The sequence below is a fragment of the Lactobacillus sp. Sy-1 genome, from assembly GCF_019303535.1.
In the GTDB taxonomy this organism is placed as follows: domain Bacteria; phylum Bacillota; class Bacilli; order Lactobacillales; family Lactobacillaceae; genus Nicoliella.
The window spans coordinates 1-22,802 of sequence record NZ_JACCIU010000003.1 but is presented as its reverse complement, the minus strand read 5'-3'; the positions used below and the strand labels follow the sequence as shown (position 1 = coordinate 22,802).

At 33.3% G+C, this 22,802-nt stretch carries 26 protein-coding genes and 1 pseudogene; 19 read left to right on the top strand and 8 right to left on the bottom strand.

All coding sequences use genetic code 11. The features are described from left to right. The coding region (locus HZL42_RS08935; protein WP_219283346.1) for a reverse transcriptase/maturase family protein at positions 1-1,303 on the top strand (1,303 nt) is incomplete at its 5' end. 384 nt (positions 1,304-1,687) lie between these two features. Here HZL42_RS08935 and HZL42_RS08930 read toward each other — a convergent pair. Further along, positions 1,688-2,230 carry a DNA/RNA non-specific endonuclease gene (locus HZL42_RS08930; protein ID WP_255552634.1) on the bottom strand — a complete coding sequence of 181 codons (543 nt, stop codon included), beginning with the start codon at positions 2,228-2,230 and terminating at the stop codon, positions 1,688-1,690. On the opposite strand from HZL42_RS08930, the pseudogene HZL42_RS09045 reads away from it, so the two are divergent. Continuing rightward, positions 2,198-2,293 (top strand): annotated as a pseudogene (locus tag HZL42_RS09045) (1,4-beta-N-acetylmuramidase); the annotation flags it as partial. The gene HZL42_RS08930 and the pseudogene HZL42_RS09045 sit on opposite strands and share 33 nt — an antisense overlap. A gap of 56 nt (positions 2,294-2,349) precedes the next feature. Here the strand turns inward: HZL42_RS09045 and HZL42_RS08925 are convergent. Continuing rightward, positions 2,350-2,523 carry a hypothetical protein gene (locus HZL42_RS08925; RefSeq protein ID WP_219283348.1) on the bottom strand — a complete coding sequence of 58 codons (174 nt, stop codon included), beginning with the start codon at positions 2,521-2,523 and terminating at the stop codon, positions 2,350-2,352. A 714-nt stretch (positions 2,524-3,237) separates the two neighbouring features. Here HZL42_RS08925 and HZL42_RS08920 point away from each other — a divergent pair. From HZL42_RS08920 to HZL42_RS08905, 4 genes are read left to right on the top strand one after another with little or no spacing between them, the layout of a single operon-like run. Further along, positions 3,238-4,257, top strand: a complete 1,020-nt coding sequence (locus HZL42_RS08920) for a DNA adenine methylase (protein ID WP_219283345.1) — start codon at positions 3,238-3,240, stop codon at positions 4,255-4,257. Between the two features lies 1 nt (position 4,258). Continuing rightward, entirely contained in the window at positions 4,259-5,164 is a 906-nt protein-coding gene (locus tag HZL42_RS08915; protein ID WP_219283344.1) for a DNA adenine methylase, read from the top strand. Between the two features lie 16 nt (positions 5,165-5,180). Beyond that, the gene (locus tag HZL42_RS08910) at positions 5,181-6,821 is read left to right on the top strand and encodes an AlwI family type II restriction endonuclease (RefSeq protein ID WP_219283343.1); all 1,641 of its coding nucleotides are present in this window, start codon (positions 5,181-5,183) and stop codon (positions 6,819-6,821) included. A gap of 27 nt (positions 6,822-6,848) precedes the next feature. Beyond that, the gene (locus tag HZL42_RS08905) at positions 6,849-7,805 is read left to right on the top strand and encodes a hypothetical protein (protein ID WP_219283342.1); all 957 of its coding nucleotides are present in this window, start codon (positions 6,849-6,851) and stop codon (positions 7,803-7,805) included. A 15-nt stretch (positions 7,806-7,820) separates the two neighbouring features. On the opposite strand, the gene HZL42_RS08900 is transcribed toward HZL42_RS08905, so the two are convergent. Further along, complete coding sequence (locus tag HZL42_RS08900) at positions 7,821-8,516, bottom strand: hypothetical protein (RefSeq protein ID WP_219283341.1); 696 nt, start codon at positions 8,514-8,516, stop codon at positions 7,821-7,823. Between the two features lie 220 nt (positions 8,517-8,736). Here HZL42_RS08900 and HZL42_RS08895 point away from each other — a divergent pair, with 220 nt between their 5' ends. Beyond that, entirely contained in the window at positions 8,737-9,339 is a 603-nt protein-coding gene (locus tag HZL42_RS08895; protein WP_219283340.1) for a tyrosine-type recombinase/integrase, read from the top strand. A 70-nt stretch (positions 9,340-9,409) separates the two neighbouring features. Here the strand turns inward: HZL42_RS08895 and HZL42_RS08890 are convergent, their stop codons facing one another. The 3 genes from HZL42_RS08890 to HZL42_RS08880 are packed head-to-tail and all read right to left on the bottom strand — an operon-like array spanning position 9,410 to position 11,971. Then, on the bottom strand, positions 9,410-10,258 hold the full coding sequence (locus HZL42_RS08890; RefSeq protein ID WP_219283339.1) for a hypothetical protein: 849 nt from the start codon (positions 10,256-10,258) through the stop codon (positions 9,410-9,412). A gap of 58 nt (positions 10,259-10,316) precedes the next feature. After that, positions 10,317-11,066 (bottom strand): hypothetical protein, encoded by a 750-nt coding sequence (locus HZL42_RS08885; RefSeq protein ID WP_219283338.1) that lies wholly within the window; start codon positions 11,064-11,066, stop codon positions 10,317-10,319. Positions 11,067-11,125: 59 nt separating this feature from the next. Then, positions 11,126-11,971, bottom strand: coding sequence for a hypothetical protein (locus HZL42_RS08880; protein WP_219283337.1), 846 nt, complete (start codon positions 11,969-11,971; stop codon positions 11,126-11,128). A 290-nt stretch (positions 11,972-12,261) separates the two neighbouring features. Between HZL42_RS08880 and HZL42_RS08875 the strand changes: the two genes are divergently transcribed. Together HZL42_RS08875 and HZL42_RS09040 are read left to right on the top strand one after the other, a co-directional pair. Continuing rightward, the gene (locus HZL42_RS08875; RefSeq protein ID WP_219283336.1) at positions 12,262-12,984 is read left to right on the top strand and encodes a CPBP family intramembrane glutamic endopeptidase; all 723 of its coding nucleotides are present in this window, start codon (positions 12,262-12,264) and stop codon (positions 12,982-12,984) included. A gap of 449 nt (positions 12,985-13,433) precedes the next feature. After that, positions 13,434-13,565, top strand: a complete 132-nt coding sequence (locus tag HZL42_RS09040; RefSeq protein ID WP_255552633.1) for a hypothetical protein — start codon at positions 13,434-13,436, stop codon at positions 13,563-13,565. 419 nt (positions 13,566-13,984) lie between these two features. Here HZL42_RS09040 and HZL42_RS08870 read toward each other — a convergent pair whose 3' ends face one another. Together HZL42_RS08870 and HZL42_RS08865 are read right to left on the bottom strand one after the other, a co-directional pair. Beyond that, on the bottom strand, positions 13,985-14,848 hold the full coding sequence (locus HZL42_RS08870; RefSeq protein WP_219283335.1) for a CAP domain-containing protein: 864 nt from the start codon (positions 14,846-14,848) through the stop codon (positions 13,985-13,987). A gap of 378 nt (positions 14,849-15,226) precedes the next feature. Next, positions 15,227-16,162 carry a hypothetical protein gene (locus HZL42_RS08865; RefSeq protein ID WP_219283334.1) on the bottom strand — a complete coding sequence of 312 codons (936 nt, stop codon included), beginning with the start codon at positions 16,160-16,162 and terminating at the stop codon, positions 15,227-15,229. Positions 16,163-16,652: 490 nt separating this feature from the next. On the opposite strand from HZL42_RS08865, the gene HZL42_RS08860 reads away from it, so the two are divergent. The 10 genes from HZL42_RS08860 to HZL42_RS08815 all read left to right on the top strand — a co-directional run. After that, positions 16,653-17,483 (top strand): ParA family protein, encoded by an 831-nt coding sequence (locus HZL42_RS08860; protein WP_219283333.1) that lies wholly within the window; start codon positions 16,653-16,655, stop codon positions 17,481-17,483. Continuing rightward, on the top strand, positions 17,483-17,827 hold the full coding sequence (locus tag HZL42_RS08855) for a hypothetical protein (RefSeq protein ID WP_219283332.1): 345 nt from the start codon (positions 17,483-17,485) through the stop codon (positions 17,825-17,827). The genes HZL42_RS08860 and HZL42_RS08855 overlap by 1 nt, the downstream gene beginning before the upstream one ends. Positions 17,828-18,036: 209 nt before the next feature. Beyond that, entirely contained in the window at positions 18,037-18,243 is a 207-nt protein-coding gene (locus HZL42_RS08850) for a hypothetical protein (protein WP_219283331.1), read from the top strand. Positions 18,244-18,275: 32 nt separating this feature from the next. Then, positions 18,276-18,506, top strand: coding sequence for a DUF2922 family protein (locus HZL42_RS08845; RefSeq protein ID WP_219283330.1), 231 nt, complete (start codon positions 18,276-18,278; stop codon positions 18,504-18,506). 160 nt (positions 18,507-18,666) lie between these two features. Beyond that, positions 18,667-18,825: a YvrJ family protein gene (locus HZL42_RS08840; RefSeq protein WP_219283329.1), complete on the top strand. Its 159-nt coding sequence runs from the start codon at positions 18,667-18,669 to the stop codon at positions 18,823-18,825. A gap of 111 nt (positions 18,826-18,936) precedes the next feature. Beyond that, complete coding sequence (locus HZL42_RS08835) at positions 18,937-19,737, top strand: hypothetical protein (protein WP_219283328.1); 801 nt, start codon at positions 18,937-18,939, stop codon at positions 19,735-19,737. 27 nt (positions 19,738-19,764) lie between these two features. Beyond that, a complete protein-coding gene (locus HZL42_RS08830; protein ID WP_219283327.1) occupies positions 19,765-20,100 on the top strand; it encodes a single-stranded DNA-binding protein in 336 nt (111 codons plus the stop codon). 194 nt (positions 20,101-20,294) lie between these two features. Beyond that, positions 20,295-21,338, top strand: a complete 1,044-nt coding sequence (locus tag HZL42_RS08825; protein WP_219283326.1) for a replication initiation factor domain-containing protein — start codon at positions 20,295-20,297, stop codon at positions 21,336-21,338. Beyond that, the gene (locus tag HZL42_RS08820; protein ID WP_219283325.1) at positions 21,331-21,939 is read left to right on the top strand and encodes a GH25 family lysozyme; all 609 of its coding nucleotides are present in this window, start codon (positions 21,331-21,333) and stop codon (positions 21,937-21,939) included. Before HZL42_RS08825 ends, HZL42_RS08820 begins: the two co-directional genes overlap by 8 nt. 646 nt (positions 21,940-22,585) lie before the next feature. Further along, on the top strand, positions 22,586-22,802 hold a 217-nt coding region (locus HZL42_RS08815), incomplete at its 3' end, for a hypothetical protein (RefSeq protein WP_219283324.1).

Here is a 22,802-nt window from a genome sequence, read left to right as displayed (position 1 = left end):
GAAAATAAAAAAGCGTCCTATTTCATTAGTTGCACATCATGATGCATTAATATATTTGTACTATTCTAACATTTTAAGTGATAAATATGAGTCTTACATAAGTGAATCTAGAAATAATATAAATAATGTCCCAACAGCATATAGAAAAAATAGAGGTATTTCTAACATAAATGCTGCTAAGGAAATTTTTGACTTCATAAGTATTCAAGATGATTGTTGGATTATAAAGGGAGATTTTAAGGGCTTTTTTGATAATATAAGACATAAGATACTTCAAAAAAATGTTAGTGCTGTTTTAAATGAGAGTACACTTTCTCCAGACTGGAAATCAGTATTAAAATCTCTTACAAAGTATAGATATACAAATAGAGAAGATATAAATAAAGCTTTAAAAAAATCACATTGGAATAAACCTAAAGATGGACCTTATACATCGAATAGAAGAGAGATAAAAGCACTCATCGATCATTACAATCTAAATATTATGGGACCTAACCAAAAAGGAATTCCTCAAGGGACTTCTCTTAGTGCAATACTAGCCAATGTATATATGATTTCTTTTGATAAAATAGTTAATGAAATTTCATTAACTTATGGAGGTATTTATAGACGCTATTCTGATGACTTTGTTATTGTTTGTCCTAGAAAACATTTGGATGAAAAACATTTACATCATTTTATTGATAAAATAATAAACATAAGTAATAAGTATACTAAATTAGAAATAGAAAAGACAAAAACAAAAATATTTAACTTCAATAGAGAAGCAAAAACTATTAATAAGATAAATGATAACGAATGGAAAGAATCTTGGTTTGATTATTTAGGATTTGTATTTAATGGAAAAGTTGTAAGGATGAGGAATAAATCAATCTATAAATATCATTATAAGAGTAAAAGAATGCTAAAACGTATTGCTAGAGAAGAGAACGATAGAAAAAATCTTAAATTATATGGTTATAGTAGATTAATAAATAAACCATTTATTAGGAAATCTTGGGAAAATAATGAACTTGTATGGAAAAAACTATCTCCTTATAAAACTAGACTTGTAAAAAATAGACTTTGGAAAGCAAATAAAATTTTAAATAGTAATATACCACAAAGAAAATTATCTACAAGAATGTTTCTAGTATCAAAAAGGTATGGAGATAAATATTCAATGGCTGGATATGCTAGAAGAGCTCAAAAAATATTAAGTAATAATAATCATATGTATAAGGTTGAGGTTTTTAAACAAATAAATAGTCAGATTATTCATAATCAAAAATATTTTAGAAATCTCAGGAAAGGTTATAAATAGGTCCATTATAATTTAACAATTAAAATATTAGATTTATATTGTTCCACCCCTTCCGCATCCCTCGCTGCTCCGCACGGCCAAAGCGCATGGTTCCTCGGTCCTTTGAGCCTGTCCCTTGCGGGACTTATCGGCTCAAGCGGACAAAGTCACTATTCGCAAGCACTCAGATCAGCTTAAAGCAGGCTTCATAGCTTCGCTATTCCGCTCCCTGCTTTAAGACTGCTCTTTTGTGCAGTCGGCCGTTTTGCTACGCAGCTTCTGGATGCGGAAGGGGTTCCATTAGTTCTTAATCATCATGAGTAGTTAAAATTATCATTTAGTATAAATCATAAATATCATCATACAAAAAAAACCAGTTACATTAATTTGCGACTGGTCTCTTCTTTATCTTACATATGGTTGATCAATATATACTTGTAAATTCGTCTTAGATCTACCAGTTGCGTAGTTGAATTCGCGTCCTGGTTGAACATTGAATAGATAGACGTTGAAGTTTAGCTTACCGTTAGTTGAAATGGCTTGCGTATGGACTCCACGAGCCATCAGATCATGGCCCTTGAAAATAGGTTGAACTTTGTAAACGACCTTATAACCACGCTTTAAGGCATCCCTTACCTGTGTCTCAAAGCGAGTTTGAATGCGTTGATTGCTGTAAGCAGTCTGAGTGAATAGATTCTTAGGATTATTCTGATCCCCAGATTGTGCTGAAGGATTGTATTTACCAGTGATGTTGATACCCTTGGACAACGAGTAAGCAATTAAGTGGCCACGATTAACGATGTATTCATGACCGACTTTCTTTTGGAAACAACCATTTGGAATCCAGGTCTGTGGTAGTCGTCTGCTATCGTTAGCAACGTTCTTCTTACTTAAGTATGCTGTATTACCACCGGGAAACCAGGGTTGGACGACGTTGGAACGTGGCAATTTACAGATAAATATAAGGGTATGAACCTTGATATGAGTTATGATTTCAAGGGATGGTATACCAAGTAAAAAAAGAAGTTCACACATGCTTGCTAATGGGATGTGTGGACTTCTTTTTATTATTTTTTCTTAGTTACGCCTTTAAAAGGTGTAGATTTATTTCCCATAAATCTGCCGGTTTCTGTATTGAATTTAACAAATTGCTTATTTTGTGGATTATAAGCTTGTTTTCTGTGAGAAACTGCTCCTTTTCTTCCGTGACCAGGAATGCCATTTTTAGCCAGAATAATCATCTCTAATCTATGAATTATAGTATCTTGTAAGCATTGTATGGGAACTAAAGTTCGATTACGTATTAATAATATATATTCTGTAGAAAAAAAGCAAACACAAATTGCGTTGGTAGTTTAGATATACTTTTATGATCAAGGAGTATTACATATAATACTTAAACTTTAATTTAGTAAGTCCCCCATCACCATCCCTCTACGCTCCACTCATCGAAGCTTGCAAGCGGTCGTGCACTCCTATGATTCGCATCCCTTACGGGATTTTACGAATCATGTGTCTTTACTCTCTTTGCAAGCATCATTACGTAATCAACTTAAAGCAGGCTTCATTCAGCAAGCTAAATTCAGCTCTCTGCTTTAAGATTGATTACTCCATGAAGTCGATTCGCTATGCGTATTCGGGATGGTGATGGGGGAAAAAGCATGGACAACCATGCTTAATCTTAAAAAGAAGATATTCATAAATATATGTATAAAAAAGCATTCTCTGTCAATGAAGAATTCTTATAAACATTAAAGGTAGTTTGTTTCTTATGGCAAAACAAACCTTTTTATTATAGTTGATGCATATTAATTAAGCAATTAATGCTAGCCACATCATAATAAATTGTAATTTACCATGTTATAATTAATGGTAAATTTTAATTCATTGCGATAGAAAGAATGTGAAAAGATTATCCGTTACTTGATTTTAAGAATCATAGCGGTTGATCCATTATGCCAAATAAAAATAAGAGCTTTAATATACAACAAAGAAGATATATTGGTAGTAAGTATAAGCTTATGCCATGGATAAAAAAATTGTTACTTGAGAATACTCAAGGAACTTCTTTTTTTGATGTGTTCGCTGGCACTGGCAGTGTTACGGAAGAAATGCTAGACAGCTATGATACTTTTTATATCAATGACTTTTTATACTCTAATGAAATAATTTTCAATGCATTTTTTAGTAATGAAAGTTATTCGGAAAGCAAGTTGACTAAATATAAAGATGAGTTTAATAGCATCCAGAAGAGACAATACGATGATAGCTACTTTTCTGATAATTTTGGAAATAAGTATTTTAGCATGCATGATGCTGAAGTAATTGGAGAAATAAGAGAAAGAATCCACTTATCCCAAGACATTAATAAACGTGAAAAAAGCATTCTAATTGCATCCCTAATTTACTCTGCGGACAGTATTGCTAATACAGTCGGGCACTATGATGCGTATAGGAAAATAAAGGGCATAGAAAACAAATTTAATTTTAGATTAATCAAAACAATTGATACAGAAGGCAAAAACATCCATATATATAGAAGTGATGCTAATGAGTTAGTTTCTAAAATTAGTGCAGATATTGTATTTCTTGATCCGCCTTATAATTCACGACAATACTCAAGGTTTTATCACATTCTGGAAGATTTAGCAGAGTGGAATAAGCCAGAGCTATTTGGGATTGCCCTTAAGCCAAAGCCGGAAAACATGAGTGATTATAGCAGAACTAAGGCTCCAGAAGTATTTGATGATTTAGTACAAAATATAAATGCTAAGTATATTGCGGTAACTTATAACAATACCTATGAAGGTGCTAAAAGCTCAAGCTCCAGAAATAAAATTACTCACGAGCAAATTTTAGAATCGTTAAATAAAGTGGGTAAAACTCAGGTGTTTAATAAAGGGTATCGCTTTTTTAATGCTGGAAATACGAACTTAAATAATCATAGTGAAACGTTATTTATAACGGAGGTATAAAATGACAAAAGTTAGGTCCCCATTGTTTTATGTAGGTGATAAATATAAATTAATGCCTCAATTAAATAAATTATTCCCTAAAAATATCAATACATTTTATGATGTTTTTGCAGGCGGGGGTAGTTCCACCTTATATACACCTGCTAAGCAATATGAGCTTAACGATCTTGACGAGCATATAATATCTCTCCATAAATATTTATCAAAAGAACTACAAGATTATAGTCATTTTGTTGACCATGAACTAGGCTTAATTGATCATTACGGATTATCACATTCTGCTGAAAATGTTTTGCCTGATAATATCGATGAAATCAAGAAAAAGTATAAAAAAACATACTTTGCCAAAGCTAATAAAGATGCATATATAAAATTAAGAGATGATTATAATGATGATCAATCTAGAATGGACCTTTTTTATTTATTACTAGTTTATGGATTTAATCACATGACCAGATTTAACGGCTCAGGTAACTTTAATCTGCCAGTAGGTAATGTTGATTGGAATAAGAACGTTGAGGATGCACTCAATAACTATTCCTTTTTTGTGAAAACTTCAAAATTTAAATTCTCTAGCATGGACTTTGAAAAATTTGTTGAAAGCCAAGATTTTCAGACAGATGACTTTGTTTACTTTGACCCGCCTTATCTTATATCACTTAGTGAATATAATAAGATGTGGAATGAAGACACTGATTTAAGATTGTTTAATCTTCTGGATGAATTAAACAAGCGTCATGTTAAGTGGGGAATGTCCAACGTTATTAGTCATAAGGGAAACGTTAACACACCATTAATGGAATGGGGCAAGTCTTACAATGTATACCCGATAAAATCTAATTACATTTCTAAATTTGATAACACGATAAAAAAGGATACCAAAGAAATATACGTTACTAACGTCTAGCTGGAGGGATGATATTATGGTAAGAAGATTTTCAAGAAAAGCTTTACTACTAGCTACTGCAGTAAGAAATCCTGAAAGATTCCCAGCATTTCTAAGTGCATTATTTCCATATGATGGAGAACTATTTACAGAAAGTGTTGCTCGAAAGATAGCAGTGTCTTTAATTCAAAGCAGAGAATATTATCCTGATAAGGCAATTAAGAATGTAGATGAATTGCATAAGTATATTAAAAATACCAAGCCGATGACTCTAGATGATGCAGAGACTGCAATGCAGTGGAATTTAGACAATTTAAGTGGACACGGTGTGGGTGGATTCCCTAAAAAGTCTTGGGGTGGACGTGCAGTAGAATGGTTTAATTTAATGCAGGAATTAGGTGCCGTTAGAGTACATAAGGATAGTAAAATACAATTCTCTAAATCAGGGAATGATCTTGTTAGGATACATTCTGATTCATTGGTTAAAAACCCAGATATATTATTAAGTAATTTCTGGTTAAATGGATTGGTAAAACTACAGCCTAAGTCTCCCTTTAGATCGGGAACCATTGAGAATAGACCCTTTGTGCTAATGCTTGATGTTATGATAAAGCTATCAAAAAAATTAGGGATTAATTATCATGGACTATATAGACATGAATTATCTTTTCTTCTTAATTGGAATGGATACGATGCTGATGAATTTATAGATTATATTTTATCAGTAAGAAAAAGATATGGTTTACAGCCTAGTTCAGATGTAGTTTATGAGTTAGTTATGAACGACAAAAAAATGCTTTATGGAGAATCACAGAATAGATTTAAAAAAGCACAGATTATATATGATATTGTAAATGACTGGATGGGAAAAACTAGAATGACTGGAATAATTCAGTCTAGAGGTAATGGTAGAGCGCTTGATATCATTACTAATAAAGAAAATAGTAATGATACGGAAGAAATGGATAAAGCCAAATATATTGTTGCGCATTATCATAACTATAATGACGAAACTGACCCAGATAAATATTTTGATTATATAGCCCAAGTTGATAATCAATTATTATTCTCCGAATCCAAATCATTTACAGATCATACTACCTCTAAGAAGGATAAATTAAGCGAATTATCACAATCAATGAGTTGGGATGAAATCACCAAAGAGCTAAATGTTTTAAGCAGTAACAGAAGTACATCTAAAAATGAAATGCTAAAGATTATACGAGAACCATTACGGTTTGAATTCTTATCTGCTATTGCTGCTAAAAAGGCGTTCTCAAATGCAAAGATTGAAGCTAATTATCCTGCTGATGATGAAGGGATGCCAAGATCAACTGCTCCTGGTGGTGTACCTGACTTATTCATTAAAGATGATAAGACCGGGACAACTATTGAAGTAACTTTACAAAATGGAAAACAACAGGCAGTTAATGAAATTCCTGCAATTGATTTACATCTTAAAGATATGAAGGAACGAGACCATAATAATAATTACTTTGCTGTTTTTGTTGCACAGCGATTACATGAACAAACCATTTGGATGTCTGAATTTTCATTTGCTAACGGTGATATTATATCCACTTATGATATCAAGGAATACGCTAGCGCTATTTCGAGATCTAGAGAAATAGATGATTTAAAGAAATTGCCAAAAGTACATTATAAGAGAATAAATTAATACTTTTGTAAAAAGGGGTATGATGTAATGGAACAAAAATCCATAGCCGATTATGACACTAAATCGCAAGATATACTGCAAAAATTAAAAGAGTTATATAAAGATCAAATAAAATATATAGGCGCAAACCCTGAAGAAAATGTATTTATTTGGACTAAAGAGTATTTAAAAGTATGGATAATACAAATATATAATCGTAAATTTCCAGATACCCCCAAGTTTTTCTTTTTTGCAACTTCTGGTAATTTCACTAAAGACGAAATCATTCTTAAAGATTTAAGAGAATCTACAAATATTTATTCTATTCAAAGAAACATTTTTGATGTTAAAAAAACTATTCAGTCATTGATAGCTAATAACCTTTTACCTAAGAACTTAAATATTGTTGAATCAAGTATTTATAATATGACTAATTCAATAAAAATGGGCGGATTCTTAAGTGACGAATCTTTAAATTTCCCTGCAGAAAATTTTGCCGATAATGAAGCTAAGGCTATTGATAATAATTTAAGTAAAAGTAGTAATGACTTCTTTAATCTAGATAAAAGAATATTCTTTGCTAAAAAATATGATTTCGATAACATTATAAAGGTCGTTGATAATAAACATTTCGAGGCACGACTAGATGATTGCTTATGGGCATATAATAAAGAAAAATGGTTTTTAGCAGCATCAGGGTTAGGATCTGTTATGGAAGAGCTGCTAATTTTATCTGTTATGAATTTTTCTAATGCAAATAAAAAGATGATAAAATCTCTTGGGCATACTCCTACTTTAAGCAATTATCTTGCTGCACTTAGACAAAAGCCGGTAGAAATGGATATGACTCAGGAACGTTATATACGGTGTATATTTGAGCTAAGAAATTGTACAAATCATTATTCATCAGGCTTCACAACAAAATCAATAACAGATGAGTTACTGTTAGGGCTTCGCAATTTATATGATGAATTTTATGTTAAAAGCTTAGAATATGTTAAATGAAAGATGGGTAGTATATTACTCGTCTTTTATTTTTTCTTTTAAATCATGAATTCCTATGAGAAGTTGCTCTATATTTTCGTTTAATTTTTCTATTTCATCGATAATCATTGAGAAAGAAAAAAAGACGTTTTGGGCTATTTTTCTTTCATAAGAATAATTTTCTAATTTTTTATCAATATAGCTAAAATAACTTCCTTTAAAATTACTAAATGTGGCAGATATTAGTTGAAAACAGTGAAATAAATCAGTTTTATAGAACCATTTATATTCAGGTATTTCATAATCCATAAAATCATAACATTTAATTATCTTTGAATCTTTTTCTATAGTAATAAATAACTTTTCTGATTCTTTTTGCAAATCTGAATAAGTATTTCTAAGTTCATCATTAGTTTTGTAGATGCTTGGATTAGCATTATGAACTGTTATAGCTGGATCATGCTTACTAATTTGTATATTATCTATATAATTGATAAAAGAAGCATTGAATGAAGTAACATATATTAAATCAGCCATTAATTCGTTCAATGCTCGATACTTTTCAATGTAAACAGCTGAGCGTATCGAATTTCTTTTTTCCTCGGCTAACTGTCTAGTTAATTCTTTTCTTCCGCTTTTTAACTGCTTGGAAAAGATAAGAGCAGAACCACCAAACCCTATAAGGCTACTTAGAATTTCTCCTGTAAAATCTATCAAATCATTTATCTGCATTTATTTATTCCCTCCCTATTAAATATATTACATTATATTAAACATGATATGAATGCAGTAGTTATTAAAAACCAAAAGGTATGCTTTGTAAGGAAGCATATGTTTTTATTTGCGTTTTTATAGGCCCTATCTTTCATGGTATAATAACGATATAAGCTTTTTCAGTTATAACATAAAAACTATATCATTTCACAAGCCGCGAAGGGAGCGCTTTTCTAGCATGAATTTGAACCATCAAGATCAAGATGTTCGGCCAATTAAAGATATCGACACCCTAGAACAGGTAGAAGATACACTACTTAATAACTTCAAGTATGGGGTCCGCAACCTGACCATCTTCCAAGTCGGGAAAGCCACTTTATTACGAGTCAGCGACGTCCTCAACCTTAAGTATGATGATGTCTTCGACGAGGGGGATGAAGTGAAGCGCTCAGCCTACATCAGAGATAAGAAGACTAAAAAAACACACCGCATCTACTTGAACCCCGTTGCTGATGATCTTTACAAGTATCAACGATGGCTCAAGAAGAAAGATGTGCGTTCGAGATGGCTATTTCCCAATAGCCGAGATATGAATAAACCAATGGCAACAACCCAGTATTATCAAATAATGATGAAGGTGGGTGATCTATTAGGGATTAGCTACCTGGGCACTCACACAATGCGTAAAACCGGTGCTTACATGGTCTATAAGCAATCCAACTTCAATCTAGCGCTGGTAATGAAGCTGCTGAACCATTCTAGTGCAGCGATGACATTGCACTATTTAGGGCTAGAAGAGGCTTCGATGGAGAGTGCGTTGGATAAAATTGAATTTCATTAGTAATTAATAATCATTATAATTGACAAAAAATGCCATAAAAATAGTCCAAGTTATTGACATAGGAGCATGTTTATTCATAAATTTTATTTTGGGCGTGCATTGATGCGGTTGTAGTAGGCTTACGGTAAGAAGTTTTAGTACCAAAGTCGTTGTGGTCAGATTGAGTGCGTTGGTCGAGATAAACAACGTTGTGAACTTTATGATCAAAGAGATTGTTAACGTAATTCTTAACTAACATGGGAGCAATGCGAACTTGACGAATATGGTCAGCATTGTAGCCATTGAGCATATATTTAGATGGTGACATACCCCTTTTGAAATACTTGTATTGATTTTTGAGGGGTTGGTTGGTTAGCAATGCGTTTAAATTAACGCTGTAGACTTGTTTGTAGAGGCTTTCGATGTTTACGCTTAATCCGCCAATTGCATATTTACTTGGATTACGATATGCACTAGGGTTTTGATAATTAATGTTATCTTGTAAGAGGTTAAATTCGGGGTGATTTTTCCAGAAGGATGGCTTTTCCATAGCTTTGATCCATTTTTGGTTAGACATAATGTTTAAGGCACCGTCTGAATCAAGACGAACGGGTACTCCTTCAAAGTATACATCAGTCGATGAACTTCTTAAGTATTTTTTGTTATTTTGGTTGATTCCAGCGTATCGTTCGTAAATAGGCATGACAGTGGGTTTAGCGTTTTTGTTAATCCAGGTTGCAGTTGATTTCCATTTTCCATCGTTTCCAAATGGATTATTATTGAATGGGTTGTATTGTTGGTTCCAATATTTGTCACCTTTATATGTTTCAGCATGAGCAACATTGTTAACAGTATTAGCGACACTATCAACGGTAACGAGACTGGCCGTCGCAACGACCATTAGTACAGATTTCTTGAGAAAATTCTTGATTGAGTTCATATTTGAACACTCCTTTAATATGTATTGCCCTAACGGATATCCGTTAGGGCTTTTTTGATTAGAATTCAGGGCTGTCGCCGTGTTGACTTTGATTAGATAATAGAACACCATGGGCACGGTCAAGCATAGTTTTTGCGTATTTAGCATTGTTCATTGCAGTAGTGTAAGTGAATGGCTTGTAACCTTTAACCATATACTTACTTGGACTAATACCATTGGCGTATTTTTTTGTGTAGTTTTTGACGGGTGATTTGGTAAGTAATTTTTCAATTTTGATGTGATATACCTGACGGTAAAACTTTTTAATGTTAATAAATTTGTTGTTGTACTTGTATTTTCCTGTGTCATGTTGGTAGTTCCAAATTACGTTATTGGTAATTAAGGCAATTACTTGGTGTTTATTCCAACCGGATGTAGTTTGAGTCCATGCTTTAGGAATCATGTGTTTGGTATCTCCAGCAAGAGTGATGGTTCCATCATTGTTTAAGTCTACAGCAATACCTTCGAGATATACTCTTTTGACTGTTGCACGACGGTATTTTCCGTCGATATTTTGAAAGTGAGACCCAGTTTTGTAAACAGGCATAGTTGTAACAGATGCATTTGGATTAACAAGTGTTTCTTGAGCTGATTTATCAACACCTTTGTTGCTACCATTTTGGTTAGGGTCGTTAGGGTTATATGCTGCATGAGCCACGCTAGCAACATTGTTACCACTAAAGTTACCAACACCAGCAACAGTTACGAGACTGGCCGTTGCTACGGCCATTAGTACAGATTTCTTTAGAAAATTCTTGATCGAGTTCATATTGAACACTCCTTTAGTATGTAGTTCCCTAACGGATATCCGTTAGGTTTTTTGTTTGTTTAGTTTAGATATTGTCCGTCAGCTTTGGTGTCTTCATAAATGTCTAATTTATTAAGTTGATTCTTTAATTGATTAAGATAATTTGGTGTGAATTGGTTTCCGGTAGGGAAGTATTTATTTCTAGTAGCAAGACCGGCTAGGGTATTTGCTTTGTAGTTACTTGGGACTTTGTAACCTTTTACGAAATATGATTTGTAATTTCTGCCGTTTGCATAGCGAGTTTTCCAATCGCTAGGTCTTGTATTAGTAATTAGTTTATTAATGTTGATGTGGTAAAATTCACGATATAATTTTGGAATATTAACAAAGTTATCTACATTTTTGTTACCTTTTTTGCCACGTCCATTAAGCATCATATCAACCATGTTAACCTTATTGTTATATAGAATATTTAGTTCAGGATGTTTAGCATATCCTGATTGTGTAAGCCATGCTTTTGGAACACCATCACTTGGGATTGATGAAATTGAACCGTCTGCTGATAAAATGCATGGAATTCCATCTAAATAAACGTATTTTAATGTTGCGCGTCTTTCTTTTCCATTTGATTGTTTTAAAATAGGCATGGTAGATGGTTTAGCGTTTGGGTTTGTTAGTGTTTCTTGTGCTTGTTTAGGAACATTTTTATTTCCACCATTTTGATTTGGGTCATTTGGATTATAATTATTTTTAGCTTGTGGGGCTACGTATGCTGCATGAGCAACGTTAGCAACATTGTTACCAACATTAGCAACACCGGCAACAGTGACGAGACTGGCCGTCGTAACGACCATTAGTACAGATTTCTTGAGATATTTATTCATAATTATATGTACCAACTTTCTTATTAATAATTTCTTAATCATAATGTTACCATGATTCTAAATAAATCTAAAAATAATGTGATTTATCCCATTTTTACAACAAAAGGGGCTGTGATTTATGATTAATGAATTTGGATAATAGATTTGGCTGGTAAGCAGATGCTAACAAAATATGTAACAAGTGGGTGTAATTATTTTAATCAGATTAAGTCATCTTTATAATGACCTAATTACATATAAGATTTAAAGCATAGAAAAAATGAATATTTGCTTATTATATTTCCCCATTTATAATAATTACTATATATGTTTTAAAAAGGAGAGTATTCAAATTGAAAAAATCAATTTATAGTATAGTTGGATTTGTTATCATTCAAATAATACTATTATTAGTAATTGCAATTTTATGTTCTATATTTATTCAGAATGAATTAATATCAGTTGGAGCTCGATACATTATCTTAGTTGCATTAGCTTTTATTTTAAACAAACATTGGCTTAAACAAAAAATTTCATTGTTTACTGGAAAAATTGAAATCAAAAATATAATGCTACCATACATATGTGAATTAGTTCTAATATTTTTTATTTTATATGGTTTTAAATATGATTACACTAAATCTGAATTAATTAATGCAATTTGCTTTTCTATTGGACCTGGAATTTACGAAGAATATGTTTTTAGAGGTGTAGTTTTATCAGCCCTTATTGACCGTTTCAAGCATTCACATTACTGGGGAATTATTAAAGCAGTTATTTTAAGCAGTATCTTATTTGGTAGTATGCACTTAGTAAATTTAATAGGACAACCATCTACAGAAACAATATTACAGTCAATAACTGCAATGATCATGGGATTATTCTTAGCGGCTATATGCATTAGAACAAAGTCAATTCTTCCTGGGATGATTCTTCATGCTTTATCTAATTTTGTTCAAAATTCTTTAATTAATTCAAATAATTTGTTTGCATTAATTTACTATATAATTGTTATCGTCCTAACAATTATTCTACTAATACCTAGAAAATCAAACAAATATCAAAAAATACAGTAATCTTATGATAATAATATAGACCATTTTTATAACATGTCCGTTATGGTGTACCCTAACGGACAGATTCTATTTTACGGTATAACTGAGTTACAAACGTAACGTTTGAGTGTAACTTAATTATCTCAAAATGGGGATGCTATAATGGCATTAATTTCTTATACATTAGAAATTAATTAAGTGCGTTCAACTGTAAGAGTGGAGATTATCAAATTAAGCTCTCGAAAATTGATTAAGTCGCTAACAATTGTACAGAATGATAAAACGAATCGATGCTGAATAAATAAGCGTTAATATCGCTGGATAAAGAAGAACGATGTGCATTCGAGATGGTTATTTTCCAATAGTAGAGATATTAATAAACCAATAGCCACAACCCAGTATTATCAAATAATGATGAAGGTGGGCGACTTAACATCGGCACTTACACAATACGTAAAACGGGTGCTCACATGGTATATAAGCAATCCCACTATAACCTAGCGCTAGTGATGAAGCTGTTTAACCATTCTAGTGCAGCGATGACACTGAACTATTTAGGACTAGAAGAGCCCTCGATGGAGAGTACGCTGTATAAGATTTAGTTTCATTAGGTAAAATTTGCTATATAAAAATAAAAAGCCCTATAAGTGTTAGAAATTGTCTAGCATTTATAGGGCACTTTACCTTAAGATCAATGGGATCTTTATATATAATTATAGTCCGATAAGAGTTAGATAGATAAACTATAATCAATTAATTAGGAAAATATATTGACATAGATGAATTTTCCAACTGCATTAGACATAAAGTATAATTGTATAATGCATATAAGGGATGTGTAAAAGTGAAACGTAATGACGATGACGATGACGAAAATGTTATAGAATATCTTTACATGACTGTTATGACGATAATAATAGTTGGTATTATGATTTGGTTAGCCTTTAAATCATAGAGCAATACAGTCGGAATATTTGAGCTAAAAGACTAGTTTAAACACTAGTCTTTTTTGCTTAAGTTACTAATTATTATTAGTTGTGTTATCAGAATTAGAGAATAAACTACTTAAATCGTTACCTCCAAAATCAACAACTAGATATCCTAATCCATTTTTAGCATTGTAGCTGAATCCAATCCCAACATCTGTATAAGCTTCAAACAGATCGTTTTCATAGTGTCCATGTTCTTGACCATCTTTTTTATATGGGCCTTCAGACTGAAAAAGCTTAATGCCCTGTTCCCCAACACTTTTAACTGATTTATTCCCGCTAGCCAAAAATGTAGCTAAATTTTCTCCAGAAATTCCAAAATGTGTTGTAATACCAAGCTCTTTTTCAACAGAATCATATCCATTTTCCCCATTAGTATCATTATGAGAAAAATTAGTCATTATTTGTTCAGATCTTTTTTGTGCAACAATCTGTAATTGACTATTCATATTTAATGGCTTAACACCAGCATTAGTTCTACACTTATTAAGGTAATTAAATGCATACTGAACAGCGTTATTAATGTTACTTGAGTCATTCCAGTTAATTAAGCTAGTGACGTTGCTTCCCTTAGTTTTATAAACAACTTTCTTTTTAGAATTAGTTTTATACTTAGTCAATTCACTAAGCTTAATCCAATTTTTAGTAGTCCTAGCATACTTAACATTTCTAAAGGTAATTATTTTATTAATTTTTATTATTGATCCCTTTTCATTTACATACGGAAATGACTGTACCTGTTTAAAGGTTTGTTTTCCCTTAGGTAAACTCAAATATATAGTAGCATGATTAGTATTTAATCTATATTCAGTATCTTTAGCACTAACAATTTGATTCGGTAAAATCATTAATGATGTGGCTAAAGCGCTAATTATAATATAATTACTGATTTTCATTTTAATCATCCTTCATCTTTATAATTATTTTTTATTTCATAAGTAAAAGTAAGGCACAACAATAAACAAACTCATCAAAATAAATTAAAGGCTCGAACCCACTTTGTTCCAGCCACCCCACATCCTGAAGAATCGGAACGGAACTAGCCGTGCGCAGCAGGCCAATATACCAGTAAAGCGGAAGATAGCGTAGCTAGCTGAAGTACTGGTATATGGACTAGCAAAGCACGGCAAGCGAGCCAAGCTAGCAAGATAAAATGGAGAAGGAGCGACTTTAGGCGCGACCCATTTTAGATTGATACGCTAGCGAGCAATAGTGAAGTGGAGATGCGAGGGATGTGGGGTGGCTGGAAGTTCTAAGCCATACTAAATAAAATGTCAGATGGTTCGGTTGCCGAATGATCTAATCATTGCCTCAGTTTTCAAACGTTCCTCTTCAGTTATCTCATCATCTTTTGTTGCTACATATCCTGGTTTAAGCCAATCGGGAGTGAACATCTCTTTCACAGGCTGTTTAGATTCAGCCTGTGGTTTAACGATTTCGTCCTTAACTATACCGAATGCATCCAAAAAGAACGTTTTTAGGGATGTCATTAAGTATTTATCGGCTTCATCAGTTTGCTTAGGTAGAAAGCTGAATACGTGTTGCAGCTTAATTGCTAATTTGGTTCCTAAGTTAGCGTTGTTTTCAAACCTTGTTTCTGGTTGATTTAAAATATCATGCTTAGTTGCAATGTTTTTCTTAGCGTTAAGGATGATGCCAACGATTTTGTATGCCCTTTTCACGTTGTTACGGGTGTAATCAAGGATTTTATCAATAACCATAGAATGAAGATGTAAACTTCCCGATACTGAGTTCTTCCATTTATCAATTTTGTTGTATTTTAAGTTGTCTGTGTTAACTGTATTACTAGTTGATTTATAAGTTTGATTAGAATAACTATGGTTAGATGGAACTTTTTTCTCTTGTGGACATGAAATATTTTCCTCTACGTCTGCACTAAAAACATTAGCCCTTGAGGTTAAGAATATTTTATCAGGAGCATTAAACTGCTTTACTCTCGTTATGTAGTTTAATGATTCTAGTTTTTTATAGATTTTACCAACAGTTCGTGTTGTTACTTTCAATAACTGGGCCATTCTTTCAAGCGGGAAGATAACGAAGTATTCCCCCTGCTTGGAATCATAGAAATCGCGATTTTTAACAGATAAGCCACGTAGATCTAGTAGTAGTGATATTGCGACTGCTCCGTTAGTTGCTAGTTCTGGATCAGTAATGAATTCGTATGGTAGTTTAATAAATTTTGTAGTCATAAAAAAGACTCCTTTCGTTTTTAAACTTTAGGAGTTTTTGGAGTTCTATGTAGATTGAAATTAGAAGTATAAAATTGTATAATACTACTAATACAAGTATATAAAACTAGTTTAGTTAACTTCTGACTACCAATCTTTCGGTTAGCTAAACTAATGCCTAAAGTTTTACTCTTAAGCCCCTTCATTAATTTGAAGGGGCTTTTTCTATAGAATAAATATATATCATGGGATATGTTTTGTAAATATCTTTTTTCTAACCATTACACATTTACACATTTACACATTTACACAAATGTAAGTGTGTAATGTTACACACTTACACATAAAATATCGATAAGGACTAATTTGTAGCGCTCTAAACATTGATTAAAAAGCATTTATATATTATTATTATGTGTAAAGTAACACACTTACACATTTACACATTTACACATTAATTTGTAAAAATGCTATTATAAGCATCAAAAAAAGTTTTGGGAGGCTTTTCATTATGGTAAAGAAATTTACTATTGCTAATCTTAAAGGTGGCGTTGGTAAGACTACTAATAGCTGCATGATTGGTTATGAATTAGCAAGACTAGGGAAAAGGGTTTTAATTATTGATTTAGACCCACAGGCAAATGCAACTCAATTACTACAAAGAACTTATGAAAGACAAAATGACAAACCACTTCGATTTGATAAAACAATGATGAAGGCAATTCAAGATGATGATGTTGCTGATCAGATCGTGAGCGTGATGGATAATTTATATTTACTTCCATCTAACAATGATTTCTATAACTATAACGACTTTATAACCATGAAATATTTACCAACCGTGAAAGATTATAGAGAGAAGCAATATGGTTTCTTTGGTAGTTTAATCAAGCCGATTGAGAATAACTTTGAGTACATTATTTATGATGTTCCGCCGACACGTAGTATCTATACATATACGGCTATGTATGATACCGACTATATTGCAATCGCTTTACAAACAGAACAACATTCATTTGATGGTGCTATTGCATTCTCAGAATATATGCAAAGTATGTACTCCGAATTTGACGAAGTTGACTATGACTTCATAGGCTTACTTCCAGCTCTAATGACTAATAAATCAAAAGTTGATAATAAAATCGTTAAGGATGCTATTAATTATTTTGGTGAAGAAATGATTTGGAAGATCATTCCATACATGGAAAGGTTAAAGCAATATTCTGTTGAAGGAATCGGAGAAAAAGGATTAACTCCAACTTATGATGGGCATGATACAACTACTCATAAATTCTTTAGGAGTCTTGCTAATGAATTTCTAGAAAGAATAGGTGACGAATAATGGCTAAGTTTGAATTTAAAAAGGAAAAAAACACTGAAAAACCAAATGCAAAGCATGAACTAAAGACTGTAGAACTTCCAAAGCCTAAGGAAAGTTATTCTGCAGAAGATGCAGAAAGTGCTTTTGAGAATAGTACTAAACAAGACGAATCTAAAATTAAGTATAGAAATATCAGAACGACTGTTAGAAACGTTGATAGAATGAAGTCCTTTGAAACTGTTCTTAATATAAAATCACATAATGAATTTCTTGATTTTCTATTGAATCGTTTGGAGACTCAAGTAGATAATGATCAGCTTTCTACTTATCAACTAATGCTTAAAAGTTACATGAAGAATGAATGATTTGTGTGTAAATGTGTAAACTTACACATTTACATTTTTACACACTTACACATAATTCGTTTAAATATATTGATTAAGTAAGTTATCTAGCCTGGTAACTTACTTTTTTACATACCTTTTTAACTTTGTAGTTATAGTCCCCTTCTCATTGATAAGATATAAACATCAACTAGTTAGATAAAACTAATAAATGAAAAGAGGGATGGATAATGTTTAACGATGCTTTATGGATCAAGACTGGAATGGTCTTCATTTCAAAGAACAAGAAGAAATACACTTTTGCTAACATTATTGAAAATGTTAGCACAACCAAAGTTTCAAGATTAGCTTCTCTTTTAGAAGAGCTAACTGGCGAAAAGATTGTTACGGTTACTCGTAACAGTCGCCACGACTACGACTTAAACTTGAACAAGTAATAATACATTAAAAAATAAAAGGAGGAATTACTATGGCTTCAACTAACTTAGAAATGACATTTTTAGATGCAGAAGCAAAGTCACGGACTTTGGTAATTAAGGATGCACTTGATTTACCAGCCGCAACTATCCAAGAAATCATGCAAGATATTGCTAAGCTTGGCATCTTTATTGATAAGGCTAATCGCCCGCTATACCTTCAATTGAGTAAGGCTGTCTACGCTTCTAACAATGACCGTGTTGTATTCAACAACAAGAAATAATTAACTACATCGTCGTATTCTTAATTGATGCTCAAGAGCTCTGGATTAATTTCAGGGCTCTTTTTTATGTAGTAGTTATAGTCCCTTAATAATTGCTATATTATACATAAATTAAGAGAAAGGAGAGATTATCGGGCAAGCTCGATAACAGGTGATAAATATGGAAAGTGAAATTTTGAAGTACGTCGTTGAACAAAGCTCCGGAGTAATCATTTCACTGTTACTAATTACTCGTATTGAAGGCAAGCTCGATAAGCTTTCTAACGCGATTAGTTCAATGACTGACCGGTTCGTTCATGAAATAACGAAAAAAAGTTAAAAATAAAAAAATAAAAGAAAAGAAGATGCGTACTTAACTATATACGGCAAATAAAAATAGAGATGAGGTTTTAAATTGAAGTACTTTAACTTTGGTGAAGAGCTAATAAGAATGGGAAAGAGTAAGCGAACCTGTAAGGAATATGCTAGAAGGATTCGCCACTGGACTACCTATCTACTGTCAGAGTTTAGTGAATATGATTTGATGAAAGCTAATGAGTGTCAGTTCTTATCATATAAATCTAGTCTACTAATTAGTGGGAGGCAGAGTAATACGATTAACGTTAAACTCAATACGATTTCATTGTTTTATGATCTGGCAATTAAAAAGGGCTTGATTACTGCTAATCCATGTCCAAAGGGCTCGCTGATATATAACAAGGTTGAACCGCTAAACGAGATTACATCAGATGAGTATTTAATGATTGAGGGCTGGATTCAGCGCCTGCCTGTTAAGTACCGGTTACCAATTAGATGTATTCTAGCAACTGGACTAAGACCGGGTGGCATAGCTAAACTCACTAAGTCGGATATCGTTAGCGAGAATGGTGACGTTTTTATTAAGTCATACAATTATGATTGGGATTCAGTTAGATGGATTCCAATTATGAATCGTAAGACTGCTGCATTGGTATATGGACTATCAATGTTTAGTGAGCAGCACCTTCTTTTCGATGTTAAAAAGCGAGAATTAATTAAGGTATTTGATCAACTTAAACAGATTAGAAGTGATTTCCATCATTACCTAGTTAGATATTCGCATATTAAAAGGCTGGAAAGAAACAACATTCCCAATCATGTTATTGATTATCTGTTTGGTGAGGGTCCACTTCCTAAGCAGTTTAAATCAATCAGTAATGATGAACACGGGAATGAATTAATGAAGCACAGTGACGATTTATTTAAAGACTAATCAATTAAAGAATAGGATGATATAGATATGAATAAGACAATTTTACTTGGTAGATTAACGAAAGACGTAACTTTAAGCAGCTCAAAGGATACTCAATACGCTCAATTCTCAATTGCTGTTGACCGTGATCGCAGTGATGGCGTTGATTTCATTAATTGCGTGGTCTTCGGTAAGCAAGCCGAAGCACTAGCTCGATACTGTAGCAAGGGCCGTCAAATACTCGTTGAAGGTCGGCTTCAAGTTTCGAATAACAAGAACCGGACTTACTACAGCATTGTATCAGAACATATCCAATTTTTAGCAGCTCCTAAGGGTAATTCCAGCGAACAAGTAGCTACTGATAATGCAGAAGCACCTTTCTAATTTTTAAGGCGCAAGCTGGGGCGCCCCTGTTACAATGACCGCGAATGCGGGGGAAAGCACAGCTTTTCCCGTAGTCATGGGGTTACAGGGGGTAAGCAGGACCCAGCAGAGCATTAAATTTATTATCTGTGATGATTTACTTTAACCCCCTTCAACTAATAGGGGGGTAGGAAATACAAGAGGAGTTGCTACTAATGCCGACACAACAGGCTTTAGAGAAGTTCAGACTTGAATCAAAAATTGACTGGTTAGAGTTCACGATTAAAAACATGAATCCAGTCGAGATTATCGAAGAATTATTACTGCTAGATAAGACCGACTTTACTAAGCTTGAACGTGGTCGTTTCGGTTACAATTCTCAGCTTAAATGGGATTCAGGGCACGTTTACCTGTTATTTAACGAAGATGAAACAGGAGAATACATGCCGGGTAATAATATGGGTGTCCATGTGATGTTGACTGGTCAGGGATGTGCAGCGTTTAACCAGACGTTTAATTTGCGCAACCTGATATTGTTGATTATCGGGAGTACGGAATACAAGTTCACTCGAATCGATTTAGCGGTTGATGATATCGGAGACCGTTATATCAAGTTCGATAAGGTCGCTAAACACGCTTTAAAGGGACACTACGTTACTAAGTGGAGTAAGTGGGATGAAGTGAACAGTCGTAAGACCGGTGGTAAACAGGAGTTCGTTGGTCGGACGATGTACTTCGGTTCTCAGGCCTCCGATATCTTCTGTAGAATCTACAACAAGGCGTTAGAGATTGCGCAGAAGACTAAGAAAGATGATGCAGTGATTCCCGAGAACTGGACTCGACTTGAAATCGTGTATAAGAAAGACCGTGCGAACATGATTGTTGAGCACATGGTGGATCATGAGGAGATTGGTTACATCGTGAAAGCTACACTGAACAATTATCTAAGATTCGTTGAACCGAATGGCGATGATAATCGTTCCAGGTGGCCGATGCTCAAGTGGTGGGAGCGCTTTGTGAGGGATGCAGGCAAACTAAAATTAACGTTGCCTGAAGAGCATCCCGACATCGACAAAATGCAAAGATGGATTGATAAACAAATATCGCCAACGCTTGCCGCAATAATGACGGCGCACGATGGTGATATGCAATGGTTATATAGTTTGATTGGACAAGGAAAAGGCCGGCTTAAGAATAAGCATTTAGAAGCGATTAGCCGGTATTTAGATAACTTAGATAAGGAGAAGGAAGATGGTTAAGAAAATGGATTTAATTGCTGATGTGGCCTCATATCAGCCCGATACGTTGGAATATTTTAGTAGTTTAAAGTCGCTAGGAGTTAAGGCGGTTATCATTAAGGTTACTCAGGGAAGTAAATATGGTGACTGCTACTTGAATCCTAAAGCAAAGTCGCAAGTTGCGAATGCTCGTAAGGCAGGCTTAAAGGTACATGGTTACCACTATGCAAGATTCATATCAACTGTGGATGCACAGGGTGAGGCTGACTGGTTCATCGAATGCATCAAGAAGGTTGGTTTGAAACCGGAAAGCGTGATGGCGTTGGACGTGGAAGATGCTTCAATTCCTAAGGGCGACATTACTCCTTTGATCAACGCATTCAATGCACGGATGATTAAAGCTGGTTACAAGCGGTTGGATGTTTACTCCATGGCCAGTTGGTTCTGGGCTGAACGGATTCATCCGTATGCTTTAAAGCCGAAGATGAACTTATGGGTAGCCAACTACACGACCGCTGGAAAGCCAGGGTTGGATGACGTTGGAACGTGGCAATTTACAGATAAATATAAGGGTATGAACCTTGATATGAGTTATGATTTCAAGGGTTGGTATACGAAGTAAGAAAAAGGGTGATGCTGCACAATGTGTGTGGTATCACCCTTTTTCTACTTATTAAAGTATTTATTAAAAAGATTATTAATTTCATTCTTATTAGAATCGTTATACATTACGTGGCAAATTTCATTAGGTTTTCTAAAGGCTATTATTTTTATGTGTTTTTTCTTTCATTTAATCCCCCAATATTATACTTAATTATTAAAATATGTGATATAATAATAATTACTCAATACGCTAGATATACAGCATAATCTAAATAAGTATTGAACCTTGAAATAACAGATTTTGGTTAACATTTCAAGGATGAGCCTCCTTTGCGAAACGACTGGACTACTGAACTGGTCGTGGACCACTGTGACCAACGTGAATACAACGAATATAATCACATTGGCTGGTATACTTCTTGTGAATGATATACTGAATAAATTATAATCTTACGTAAATCAATTTGATTTACGAACAAGCACTTCTATGAATCGTTAATCGTTTCATGGAGATGACTACTCCTGAAGTAAATATGGCTGTTCATTTTTACATTAGACACATTTGTATTTGATTCTTGTTCGTCGTTTATACAAGTGATGATTTTCAGTGGAGGGCACGGGCAATAGCTCGTGCTTTTTTTATTTGATTTATTGGAGGGGAAGACATGGATGTTACCGAATTATTATTAGATCAATCAAAAAAGATATTATTAAAAAAATATAGACATTTCGATCACAATTTATCTAATAACTCAGCAAAAAAATTTATTGTTAATGTCGTAACTAATAAAGATGAGGTTTCTAAGTATAGATTCTTTCCATTTATAGAATATTATCAGAATAAATATGTTTATCATGCTCCTAGAAATGATTCAAAGGGTT